Annotated in this window: 12 protein-coding genes; 11 read left to right on the top strand and 1 reads right to left on the bottom strand. The window is 35.1% G+C overall.

Features of this window, described 5'->3' with window-relative positions:
• Positions 1-154: 154 nt before the first annotated feature.
• The 5 genes from PBV87_RS02375 (at position 155) to PBV87_RS02355 (ending at position 6,078) form a co-directional block, all read left to right on the top strand.
• Complete coding sequence (locus PBV87_RS02375; RefSeq protein ID WP_271011008.1) at positions 155-946, top strand: helix-turn-helix domain-containing protein; 792 nt, start codon at positions 155-157, stop codon at positions 944-946.
• A 79-nt stretch (positions 947-1,025) separates the two neighbouring features.
• A complete protein-coding gene (locus tag PBV87_RS02370) occupies positions 1,026-2,366 on the top strand; it encodes an MATE family efflux transporter (RefSeq protein ID WP_053985852.1) in 1,341 nt (446 codons plus the stop codon).
• Between the two features lie 166 nt (positions 2,367-2,532).
• Positions 2,533-3,780, top strand: coding sequence for an MFS transporter (locus PBV87_RS02365; RefSeq protein WP_271011007.1), 1,248 nt, complete (start codon positions 2,533-2,535; stop codon positions 3,778-3,780).
• A gap of 12 nt (positions 3,781-3,792) precedes the next feature.
• A complete protein-coding gene (locus PBV87_RS02360; RefSeq protein ID WP_271011006.1) occupies positions 3,793-4,887 on the top strand; it encodes an ArsR/SmtB family transcription factor in 1,095 nt (364 codons plus the stop codon).
• Positions 4,888-4,965: 78 nt separating this feature from the next.
• Positions 4,966-6,078: a DEAD/DEAH box helicase gene (locus PBV87_RS02355; RefSeq protein WP_271011005.1), complete on the top strand. Its 1,113-nt coding sequence runs from the start codon at positions 4,966-4,968 to the stop codon at positions 6,076-6,078.
• A 223-nt stretch (positions 6,079-6,301) separates the two neighbouring features.
• Here PBV87_RS02355 and PBV87_RS02350 read toward each other — a convergent pair whose 3' ends face one another.
• Positions 6,302-7,159 carry a DUF368 domain-containing protein gene (locus PBV87_RS02350; protein WP_271011004.1) on the bottom strand — a complete coding sequence of 286 codons (858 nt, stop codon included), beginning with the start codon at positions 7,157-7,159 and terminating at the stop codon, positions 6,302-6,304.
• A gap of 169 nt (positions 7,160-7,328) precedes the next feature.
• On the opposite strand from PBV87_RS02350, the gene PBV87_RS02345 reads away from it, so the two are divergent.
• From PBV87_RS02345 to PBV87_RS02320, 6 genes are all read left to right on the top strand, one after another.
• Positions 7,329-8,399 (top strand): sensor histidine kinase, encoded by a 1,071-nt coding sequence (locus tag PBV87_RS02345; protein WP_271011003.1) that lies wholly within the window; start codon positions 7,329-7,331, stop codon positions 8,397-8,399.
• A 2-nt stretch (positions 8,400-8,401) separates the two neighbouring features.
• Complete coding sequence (locus tag PBV87_RS02340) at positions 8,402-9,115, top strand: response regulator (protein WP_271011002.1); 714 nt, start codon at positions 8,402-8,404, stop codon at positions 9,113-9,115.
• A 127-nt stretch (positions 9,116-9,242) separates the two neighbouring features.
• Complete coding sequence (locus PBV87_RS02335; protein WP_271011001.1) at positions 9,243-9,515, top strand: OadG family protein; 273 nt, start codon at positions 9,243-9,245, stop codon at positions 9,513-9,515.
• Between the two features lie 15 nt (positions 9,516-9,530).
• Positions 9,531-9,896 carry a biotin/lipoyl-containing protein gene (locus tag PBV87_RS02330; RefSeq protein ID WP_271011000.1) on the top strand — a complete coding sequence of 122 codons (366 nt, stop codon included), beginning with the start codon at positions 9,531-9,533 and terminating at the stop codon, positions 9,894-9,896.
• Between the two features lie 74 nt (positions 9,897-9,970).
• Entirely contained in the window at positions 9,971-11,098 is a 1,128-nt protein-coding gene (locus tag PBV87_RS02325; RefSeq protein ID WP_271011047.1) for a sodium ion-translocating decarboxylase subunit beta, read from the top strand.
• 5 nt (positions 11,099-11,103) lie between these two features.
• Positions 11,104-12,528, top strand: coding sequence for an oxaloacetate decarboxylase subunit alpha (locus PBV87_RS02320; protein ID WP_416388412.1), 1,425 nt, complete (start codon positions 11,104-11,106; stop codon positions 12,526-12,528).
• Positions 12,529-12,592: the final 64 nt, after the last annotated feature.

Below are 12,592 nucleotides of genomic sequence, written 5' to 3'. Positions count from 1 at the left end.
TTCACTTAGTGAGTATACACTTAGTTGATAACTATTGTCAATAAATTTTTAAGAATAATTATCATTTACAGCTTTGCTTGCAATTTTTTTCTTGTTTTTGTATTCTAAAATCAAAAGTTTTACTTAAAATTAAAGCCTAAATTTGAGGTGAATGATGAAACATTATTTAATTGGAGATGTGGCAAAGCTCCTACCTATAAGTAAAGATACACTACGCTATTATGATAAATTAGGGCTTGTGAGTCCAAAAAAGTCTACACAAAATAATTATCGTTACTATACAAAGGAAGACCTTCTTACACTGACTTATGTTCTCGTTTTAAAGGATCTAGAATTACCATTAGAAGAAATCAAATTACTCATATGTAATAATTCTCTAGAAAGTTTCAAGCAGCTTCTAGAACGACAAGAACAAATTATAGACTTACGTCTTGCAAAGTTACAACATCTAAAATCTAAGCTACACTATTTCAAAGAAGATATTGAAAAGGTACCTCAGCATTTTAGAAAAATCGATTGTATTATGAGCCCTTCTTTTGTTTATAAGACCCTATCTTCAGAGTTTGACCCTAATTACTCGAATATTATGACTGAAATGGAAGAGGCCCCTTATATTAAGGCCCCTGTATTTTCTGCTCTTATTTCAAAAGATACCTTTTCTACTAACAATCAATTTGACTTATTAGTTGTAAGCGGTCTTGCTGATGAACAAAGATTTTCTCACTATCCTAAAAACTATAGTTATCTCAAGCCCACTTTATGTCTTCGTACAATTTTAACTATTGGTGAAACCATTTTAGAAGAAGATTTTGAACTTATTCGTAACTATTTAGAAAAGCATGAACTGACTCTAAACGGTGATATTCTTGCTCGTTGTATTGCCTTTGAGCATCATGATGAATTACCTGTTGAATACTATGAACTTTTCATTCCCATTAAAAATTAGCAAAAAAACCTTGACCTTAGACTTACTCCAAGGTTTATTCTATTAAGATGAGCAAAATTTTTTAAAAGGGGGTTATCAGATGGATCATACTTTAGAACTTGGAACCGAACGCATCGGGAAACTCTTCTTGAAATATTCAATTCCTAGTATTATTGCTATGCTTTTCTTCTCTATATACATAGTGATGGATGGCATTTTCGTAGGGCAAGCAGTAGGGCCTAGTGCCTTAGCTGCTATTAATATAGCTATGCCATTTTTCAGTGTAGCCATGGCTATTAGTATTATGGTTTCTGCTGGTGCAAATACTATTGTTGCTATTGAACTGGGTCAAGGGCATGCAGATAAAGCTTGCAAAACTTTTAGTTTAGCTTTTTATACATTAATGGCTTTATCTATTACCGTTTCACTCATTACAATTATTTTCTTAGAACCTATTTGCCGTGCCTTAGGTGCAACAGATGAACTTATGCCTATGGTTAAAGAATACCTGGTTATTCTTTGTATCTTTGTTCCTGTATTTACAGGTGGTGGCTTACTTGCAAACGGTATTCGTAATATGGGTAAACCTAATTATTCTATGTTTTGTAATGTTATTGGTTCTGTCTTAAATATTGTATTTGACTATGTATTTGTTATGGTACTTGGCATGGGAGTCTTTGGTGCTGCATTTGCATCAGGACTGGCTTTTATGGTTTCATTCCTACTTGCTTTCTTCCCATATTTCAAGAAATCTAACATTCTTCATTTCACTAAATGTACAATAGATATTAAGAAAATTGGACGTTTCTTCTATAATGGTTCTTCCGAGGCATTAACAGAAGTTGCCGTTGCTTTTTCAACTTATATTTTCAATATTGTACTTTTAAAACAAATAGGTGAAGTAGGTGTCTCTGCTTTTTCTATTATCACTTATGTAACATCATTAGTTGTTGCACTTCTTCTAGGAATTGCAACAGGTATTGCACCGATTACAGGCTATAACTATGGTGCTAACAATAGTGAGCGAATTATTGCACTGAATCGTTTAGCCTTTAAGGTTATGCTCGTTATTGGAATTATTTGTACAGGTGGACTCTTCTTATTTGGAAAACCACTTATTTTACTCTTTGCACCAAATGATCCTGAGCTTATTGAGATGACCGTATGGGCTACTAAACTTTATGGTTTAGCCTTCCTCATCAACGGTATTAACATTTTAGGTTCTGCATACTTTACTGCACTAGAAGATGCCAAAACATCCGCTCTTATCTCTTTCCTTAGAGGAATGGCTTTCATTATCGTAGGTATTGTCTTCCTTCCTTCTATACTAGGAGAAGCAGGTATTTGGCTTACAGTATTCTTTAGTGAAGCAGTTACTTTAGTCTACACCTTATACCTCTTTAGACGATCATTTAAACAACTTCAAACTGAAGAATCTTAAATCACTTGATTCACATAAAAACTAGGGATATTGCCTAATGCAATATCCCTAGTTTTTTATTCTATCTATGCCTTTTCACCAAAATCTAAATTTAAATTTGACTATCATCTAAATTTATTTTATACTCATCACATAATATTAGATATCCATCTAAAGTAGTATTTTTATGAACATCAATAATTCTTACAAAGCATTAAAAGGTGAAAAGGAATATTGGAAACTTTTCATCGCACATAATATTAGCCGTTTCGGAGATTCTGTAGATGCCATTGCATTTAGCTGGATGGCCTATGAAATTACAGGTTCTGCTAGCTGGTTAGCTATTATCATGGGGATTAATGCTATCCCTACTATTCTTTTTCAGCCACTCGCTGGTGCACTTGTTGAACGCATCAACAAAAAAATGCTTATGGTTCTTACAGACTTTGGTTGTGGTTTACTCGTTCTTCTCATTGCTATGCTCTTCTTATTTGGAGAACTCTCCCCTTGGACCCTTGCCCTATGTACTTTCTTAATGTCAACTTTAGAAGCCTTTGGCTTACCTGCAAGTATGGCAATCTACCCTAAAATTATTTCTAAAGAGAAGTACACCGTTGCCACTTCTTTGAATCAGTCGGCATCCCAAGTCTCTCAAATTATTGGTATGGCGTTAGCTGGTGTCATCATTGGCTTTTGGGGAACTAGCGGTGCTCTCGTTGTAGATGCTATTACCTTCTTCTTATCAGGTCTTATTCTTTGCTTCTTAAAAACGAAAAACGATGTAGATACTTCTAATAAAAGTACAATTAACTTTTCAAGCTATAAGAAAGACTTCCAAGAAGGGCTTACATATTTTAAAGGTCATAAGCTTATCCTCATTATCTGCGCTATTGGGAGCTTTATGAATGTTGTTATCTTCCCCATTGGATCTTTACAAGCTGCCTATATCAATGAAAGTCTACAACTAGATGCTATTGCTCTCTCAGTAGCAAGTATTTCTTTAACCGTTGGTATGACAGTGTGCTCTTATTTGTATCCTTTTATTAGTAATAAAGTTAAACGTTATAAGCTTTTTCTTGTCTCTTGGTTTATTATGATGATTTTATTTGTTGGACTTTTTATTAATGGACCACATCTTCCACTTTGGCTTATTTGGGGACTCTTAATCCTTCTTCTTTTCCTCGTTGGATGTTGCTGCTCTCTTATTAGCTTAGCGGTTAATGTATCTTTTATAGAACATGTTGAAGAAAACTATTTAGCACGTATTGGCTCTTTATTTAACAGTATGGTTATGCTAGCAACGCCTATTGGGTCATTCATTTTTGCAGGCATGGCAAAAGTGATGCATGTTAATCAAATCTTTCTATTTACTGGATTATTTGGTATGATACTCTTTATTATAATGTGTTTAAACAAAACTATAAGAGAATTATAAGAGGTGACATCATTGAACTATACCTTACACGAAACACTAAGTCCTATTTTAGAAGCTTACTTTGCACTTAACATAGTAGCAAATGGATCTAATCCTAAAGAAAAAGAAGCGCCACTTCTAAAAAATAATCCAGAGTTAAAAGCAGAATTTGATTCTATGATAGCATTGCCTTGTAAATTATATGACCTTGTAAAAGAACACTGCCCTTGTACCAAAGAACGTCTTTTCTTCTTTTTCAAACATTGGGAAGATCCTGGGCAATGTATTGCTAACCTTTTTCTCTATCCTTCATTAGATACTTCTTTTGAAGCTTTACAGATACATCTAAAGACATTATCGGATGATGAACGCTTTGAGTTTTTAAAACAAATTGTTTTACTTAGTACTTCTCTAGAAAATTTAAAAACTGATTTTAATGCCTTTACTTTAAAAACCGAAAGGGAACTGTTTCAATTTATAGAGCAATTAGGGCAACTTTCAGATTTAGAGAAATATCATATTACACTTGTTTATTATCAGTATGATACCTTGCTTACAGAATTGTACCAAGTGCTACAAGAAACCGCCCAACTTATTGCACCACTTCTAGAAGAAGCTAAGCCTCTCGTAAATACTTTTGTTACTGCTTTAGATGCAACACTTAAACAACAAGGTATAGACTATTTTAAAAATGCTTTGAATATTGCCTTACCACCTGATAGTAACATGATTATTTATCCTTCTCTTAGTGCCTATAATAGCCTTACCTTAGAAAACTTTCTAGGTGCTGGTACTTATGATCATCTTGTCTTTGGCATTCATATTAGTAGATTAATAGAAATGCGTAATGCTTATGTTAAGCAAGAAATGGATCTTACACCTTTTCTTAAAGCTATTGCCGACTCTAGTAAATTAGATATTTTACGCTACTTAAAAGAGGAACGTCTTTATGCAAGCCAGCTAGCTGAACGACTTGGCATTAGTAATGCAACCGTTTCTCATCATGTTTCAACATTACTCAGTTTAGAACTTATAAGCTGTGAAAAAGAACAAAATAAAGTCTACTTTATCTTAAATCAAACAAAGATTCATGATTATATTGATATTCTTAAACATCTTTTTGAGTAAACATGTCCTTTCCCTCGTACACTATAATGTGTATAATAGGATTTAGTAAAATTTTTGAATCTAGGAGCATACACAACTATGGAAAATACATTTCAGGCCTTAGGCGTATCTGAAGAACTTATCAACGGCCTTTCAAAACAAAATATTACATCACCTATGCCAATTCAATCTTTAGTGCTACCAGTGGCTAAAGAAGGTAAAGATTTAATTGCTCAAGCACATACTGGAAGTGGCAAAACACTTGCCTTCTTACTTCCTCTTTTTGAGAAAATTAATCCATCTTTAAGACAAACACAAGCACTTATCTTAGCCCCTACTCATGAACTTGTTATGCAAATTCAAGAGCAAATTAGACTTCTTAATGAAGGATCTAATGCTGGTATTACTAGCCTAACCATTATGGGTGGTATGAATATTGAAAAACAAATTGAAAAGCTTAAAAAGAATAAACCACATATTATTGTAGGTTCAACGGGTCGTATCTTAGACCTTATGAAAAAGAAAAAGATTACCGCTCATACGATCAAAACAATTGTTTTAGATGAAGCAGATAATCTTTTAGACAAAAACCAAAGTCATCCTATTAAAGACATTATTAAAGCAGTAATGAAAGATACTCAAATCATGCTCTTTTCTGCAACCATCAATCCTTTCACTCTAGCTAGTGCTAAAGAGTTTATGAAAGAGCCAGTTATGCTTAATGCGTGTACTGAAACGATTTTAAATCCAAACATTACTCATCTTTATACTGTAACTGAATTTCGTAAAAAGTTTGAAACACTACGTAAGATGATTAATATTCAAAACCCAACAAAGTCACTTGTATTCCTTAACAATAACCACGAAGTTGAAGTTGCTGTAGAAAAACTTAACTACCATGGCAAACTTGCTGGTGGCTTATATGGATCACAAACAAAAGAACAGCGTAAACAAACTTTAGACCAATTTAGAAGTGGTAAATTAGAAGTACTTGTTTCTTCTGACTTATCTGCTCGTGGTTTAGATATCCAAGATATCACACATGTATTTAGCATGGATTTACCACCAAGTGCTCATGACTATCTTCACCGTGCAGGTCGTTGTGCACGAGGACATAACAAGGGGACTTCTCTTTCGATTCTTACACCAAGAGATTTAGCAACGGTTAAAGAATATGAGAAAAAACTTGGTATTAAAATGGAAGAAGCTTAGAGCAATATAAAAAGGGCCATATCTATGGTCCTTTTTATATTGTATGTGGAAAGCTACAGTCTTCTACTCATTAAAGCATAAACCATCTCTCAAACCAAGCGGCTCTAAAAAACAAAATAAGCAAGTAGAATAACGATTTATAGCTCTCCACTTGCTTATACGACCTTGGTTATATATCTCCTGTCCCTATTACATTCCTGAGGAGTGTAATAGGGACAGGAGGCTACTTGGCTAAGTTGTAGGCAATAAAACTCCCTAATACAAAACATAGGGCCGCTGTAATCCAGCTGAAGATACCATTTACAACTACTCCAGATGTAATCCATATAGCAATAGATGATCCAATTACTAGCCCTATAATAGCCCAGTATACTAATGTCTCATATCGTTCTAAAAGGAATTCTATTATTTTAGCTATAAGAAAAATCCCAACAACTACACCTATTCCAAATGGAACAAGAGGCATTCCTGAGGCAATACAGGTTACCCAGTCTAAATGGATTAATCCTTTTATACAGTGGTTAATGGTTTCTATAATAGGTAAATAAAAACCCATAAGTGCTAAAATCATAGACCCACTTACTCCAGGTATAACCATTGTGGCTGCAGCTATAATACCAACTAAAAATAGCTCTATTCCTCCGCCTATGCTCATCGTTAAAATCTCTTGTGTTGCACTCTTTCCTTTCATTAAGCTCATACCTACTACAATGATAAACATGACTAAAAAAGCTAGTATATAATTTCCTTTTACTGGCTTGCCTTTAACTTTTTTATATAAGATAGGCAATGCACCTATAATAAGTCCAATAAAGAATAAATTCGTTTCTAAAGGATAGTATTTAAAAAGCCATTCTATACAAAAGGACAATCCTATTATCCCTACTACAGCCCCTATTCCATAAGGTAGTAAAGTTCTCATACTCTTTTTAGGTTGTTTGAAAAATTGTGTAATGGCTTGTATGATTTGGTCATAAATCCCCATGGATACTGCAAGTGTTCCACCACTTACCCCTGGAATAATATTGGCTACTCCAATTATGGTACCTTTTAATATTTGTTTAACAAATGCTCCACTCATTATTTCTCTCCTTCGCGAGTGTTATTTATATATGTTCTATAATTTACCATCTGATTCCTTATTGCTCAATAGATTGTCTAACTTCTTAACAGTTTCTTAGCAGTCCTAAGCTATTGTCTTTTTTATTTATTATTGTATAATTAATCATCATTAAGATAGGAGATGTTTTATGTTTAATTCAAAGCTTAAAGAAACTTTATACAATCTTTGTATAACTGCTACATTACTTCTTTCAGCCACTGGATTTTCTTTCTTTTTTCATCTAGTCACCCAAAATGTAGCTAATGTTACTATTTTATATATTCTTGCACTTGTTCTTATTGCACGTTTCACCACCCATTACTGGCCTGGTATTGTAGCCTCTTTAGTTGGTGTAGTATGTGTTAACTTCCTTTTCACATATCCTTATTACGAACTTAACTTTTCTTTAAAGGGGTATCCTTTAACCTTTATAGGTATGCTTACTATTGCACTCATTACAAGTACAACGACTTCACACATGAAAACTCAGTCACGTATTATTCATGAAAGAGAGAAACTTTTATTAGAAGCTGAAAAAGAAAAAATGCGTGCTAATTTATTAAGAGCTGTATCACATGACTTACGTACACCTCTTACAAGCATCATCGGTGCCAGTTCTACTTACCTAGAGCATGAATCACGCCTAAAACCTAATGAACAATTAGATCTTGTACAACATATTCATGAAGATGCACATTGGCTCTTAAATATGGTTGAAAACCTTCTATCTGTTACCCGTATACATAACAATTCTACAACGGTTACTAAGTCTCTAGAGCCTGTTGAAGAAGTTCTTTCTGAAGCTATTTTTCGTTTAAAGAAGCGGATTCCAGATGCATCTATTACAGTTAAAGTGCCTGATGAACTCTTGATGATTCCTATGGACGCTATGTTAATTGAACAAGTTCTTATCAACCTTTTAGAAAATGCCATTATTCATGCACATTCAACCCAACCTATAGAATGTACAGTTGATCATGATATGGACTCTGCTATTTTTCATGTTCGAGATTATGGCATAGGTATTAATAGTGAACATATTGACCATCTCTTTGATGGTACCTATTCATTAAACACATCTAGTCCTGATTCAAAAAAAGGATTTGGTATTGGATTATCCATCTGTCAAACAATCATTGTTGCACATAATGGTACGCTATGGGTAACACCTAATGCAATTGGCACTACCTTCTCTTTTAAACTTCCAAAGGAGGCCTAATCATGCCTAATAAATTATCTATTTTAGTTGTAGAGGATGAAAAGAATATCTGTGACTTTATTTGTACTACTTTGATAGCCCAAGAGTACAAAACCTTTAAGGCTTATTCAGGTTCTGAAGCTTTCGCACTTATTGCTTCTCATTGTCCTGACCTTATACTACTTGATCTTGGCTTACCAGACAGAGATGGCATGGAATTGATTCAATATGTACGTAGTTGGTCTCATATTCCTATTATTATTATTTCTGCACGTACACAAGAAAAAGATAAAGTAGATGCTCTAGATCTAGGAGCTGATGACTATATTACAAAACCCTTTGGTACTTCTGAACTCTTAGCACGTATCCGTACAGCCATTCGTCATAGTCATAAAACCATTTCCTCCTCTCATATGACTTCCCATCTTTTTAAAGCTGGTAGGCTGGAAATTGATTTTGATAAACGATTAGTGCTTATTGATCACCAAGACATTCACCTCACTCAAGTTGAGTATAAAATTGTATCACTACTTGCCGAAAACTCAGGCAAAGTCATAACTTACGATACCATTATGGCCCATATTTGGGGTCCCTATACCGATACAAACAATCGTATTTTACGTGTAAATATGGCCAATATTAGACGTAAAATGGAGCGTAATCCTGCCGAACCTGAATTCATCTTTACTGAAATTGGTGTAGGTTACAGAATGATTGAAGAAGATATTCATCCATAACCTCTTCCCCTTTCTTGCTAAGATTCTGCTAAGAAAGGGGCTTTATTATTGTATAGCCTTATAAGTAATGCTATCCTAATCTTGTCAAATTTATATCATAATACATTTTTATAAAAGGAGATATTCTATGGAACCCTCAAATTTATTTGTATGCCTTATGGGGATGGGAACTGTATTCGCTTGCTTAATTTGTATTATTCTACTTTGTATGCTGATGAGCTTCTTATGTCAAAAAGTTCAGCCCACCCATACCCCTCCCGCCCCTACTTCATCTACTCCATCAGCTTCTTCGTCTATTCCCAATCATCAAGAGTTTGTTGCTGCTGTCTCTTGTGCTATTGCTGAGGATTTAGGCGAAGAAGTTAGCGGTATTCGAATTGTTTCTATTAAAAAACTATAAGGAAGGTGTCATGCTATGAAAAAGTATAAAGTTAATGTTAATGGAACTGATTATGAAATCACTGTAGAACTCCTTGGTGAAGTCCCTTCTCAAAACATCTCCTCTACTTCTAGTGCCTCTTCAACCTCACCATCTAATGTAAGCCCTACCCCATCTACTAATTCCTCTGTCACTAAAATTACTAGCCCTATGCCTGGTACGCTTTTAGCCATTAATGTTTCCCTTGGTGCAACTGTCAAAAAAGGTGATACACTTATGATTCTTGAAGCCATGAAAATGGAAAATGAAATTCTTGCACCTAAAGATGGTAAAATCTGTGCACTTCATTTCACAAAGGGAGCAACAGTGGAATCTGGTACACTCCTTTGTGAAATTCAATAGTACTTATCTAAAAGGAGATACATACAATGGAAACCTTTATAAATTTTCTTAATCAATCAGGTTTTTCTCTTATTATGGAAGATCCTAAAGTCATTATTATGCTCTTTATCGCTTGCTTCTTAGCTTATCTGGCTATTGTCAAAGGCTTTGAACCGCTTTTGCTTCTTCCCATTGCTTTTGGTATGTTGATTACTAACTTACCTGGTGCCGAAATGTATCATGAAATTCTATTTGCAGATGGCTATGTGCATTGGGATTTATTTGGAGGTCACTCAGGTATTACGCCAGGTTTAGTAGACTTTTTATATTTAGGTGTAAAACTAGGTATTTATCCTTGCCTTATTTTCTTAGGGGTAGGTGCTATGACAGACTTTGGCCCACTTATTGCTAATCCCAAAAGCCTCCTCTTAGGAGCTGCTGCCCAACTTGGTATATTCTTAACCTTTGTTGGCGCTAGATATTTAGGCTTCACACCTGCTGAAGCAAGCTCTATTGGTATTATCGGTGGTGCAGACGGTCCTACTGCTATCTTTGTTACAACCAAACTTGCGCCTCACCTACTTGGTCCTATTGCAGTAGCTGCCTATTCTTATATGGCCCTTGTGCCCGTTATTCAACCACCTATTATGAAAGCCTTAACAACTAAGAAAGAACGACAAATTGAAATGAGAGAACTTCGTCCTGTCTCTAAAATGGAAAAGGTTGTCTTTCCTTTTGTCGTAACCATATTCATTGCGCTTCTTGTACCTTCTGCTACACCTCTAGTAGGTACATTAATGCTTGGCAACCTTTTTAGAGAGTGTGGTGTTGTAGACCGTTTAAGTAAAACAGCACAAAATGGACTTATTAATGTGGTTACTATCTTCCTTGGTATTTCTGTAGGTGCAACTGCAACTGCGTCTACTTTCTTAAGTACTTCCACACTTAAGATACTAGTTATGGGCGTAACAGCCTTTGCTATTGGTACTGCCGGTGGTGTGCTTCTTGCTAAGTTTATGAATCTCTTCCTTAAAAATAAGATCAATCCACTTATTGGTTCAGCAGGGGTATCCGCTGTTCCAATGGCAGCACGTGTCTCACAAGTAGTTGGTCAAAAAGAAAATCCAGGTAACTTCTTATTAATGCATGCTATGGGTCCAAATGTAGCTGGTGTTATTGGTTCTGCTATTGCTGCAGGTGTTCTACTTGCACTTTTCGGTTAAAGGAGATGGTACTTATGAGTCAAAAAATTTATATTACAGATACAATCTTAAGAGATGCACATCAGTCTCAAGCTGCTACACGTATGCGTATAGAAGATATGCTTCCTGCATGTAAGTTATTAGATGAGATAGGCTATTGGTCCCTTGAGTGTTGGGGCGGTGCTACCTTTGATGCTTGTATGCGTTTTTTAAATGAAGATCCTTGGGAACGCCTACGTACCCTTAAGGCACATATGCCTAATACTAAACTTCAAATGCTACTACGTGGGCAAAATATACTGGGCTATAAACACTATGCAGATGATGTAGTAGAAGCTTTCTGTAAGAAATCTATTGAAAATGGTATTGATGTTGTACGTATTTTTGATGCTTTAAATGATACTAGAAATATGGAAATGGCTATGAAATGTGTTAAAGAATATGGTGGTATATGTGAGGCTGCCATAAGTTACACAACTAGTCCCGTTCATAATGAAGACTACTTTGTTAAATTAGCTATTGAGCTAGAAAAAAAAGGAGCTGATGTACTTTGTATTAAAGATATGGCAAATCTACTCCTACCTTTTGAAGCTTATAACTTAGTCAAACGCCTTAAAGAAAATCTCTCTATTCCCATTCATCTACACACACATAATACAACGGGTACAGGTGATATGACTTATCTTTTAGCTATTCAAGCAGGTGTTGATATTGTAGATTGCGCCCTTTCTCCCTTAGCAAATGGTACATCTCAACCCACCACAGAGTCACTTGTCGCTACCTTAAAAGGTACTGATTATGATACGGGTCTTTCACTAGAAAAATTAAGCCTAGCTGCTAGCCATTTTCGTACCGTAGCAGCTAAGCTTAAAGAAGAAGGTTACCTTGATTCAAAAGTTCTATCTGTTGATACCAACACCCTCCTCTATCAAGTTCCAGGTGGCATGCTATCCAACCTCATTTCTCAACTTAAGGATGCAAAAGCTCAAGATAAATACTACCAAGTCTTGGAAGAAATCCCTCGTGTCCGAAAAGACTTTGGTTATCCTCCTCTTGTCACTCCAACTAGTCAAATTGTAGGTTCTCAAGCTGTACTTAATGTCTTATCTGGGGAACGCTACAAAGTATTTACAAAAGAATCTAAAGGCTTGCTTCGTGGTGAATATGGTAAAGTACCTGCTCCTGTCAATCCTGAAGTAAGAGCTAAGGCAATTGGTGATATTCCCCTCATCACTTGTCGTCCTGCTGATTTAATTGAGCCTGAACTTTCAAAGTATCGCCAAGAAATTGGTACACTTGCTCACTCAGAAGAAGATGTTTTAAGCTATGCTCTATTCCCTAAAGTAGCTCAAACCTTCTTTGAAAATAGAGAAAAAGCTACTTATTCCTCTAAGTTAAATGTAGATAAAGTACGTTACCTTTATGTACAAGATGATTCTTTCTCTAATTGATATAACTTTCCCAATCTTATTCCATTTCGTTCCTCATTTCAAAAAAACACAGAGATCATTCCTT

This window comes from Holtiella tumoricola, assembly GCF_027857615.1.
In the GTDB taxonomy this organism is placed as follows: Bacteria; Bacillota; Clostridia; order Lachnospirales; family Cellulosilyticaceae; genus Holtiella; species Holtiella tumoricola.
The sequence above is the reverse complement of the archived record's forward strand: the minus strand, read 5'-3'. Positions and strand labels throughout refer to the sequence as shown.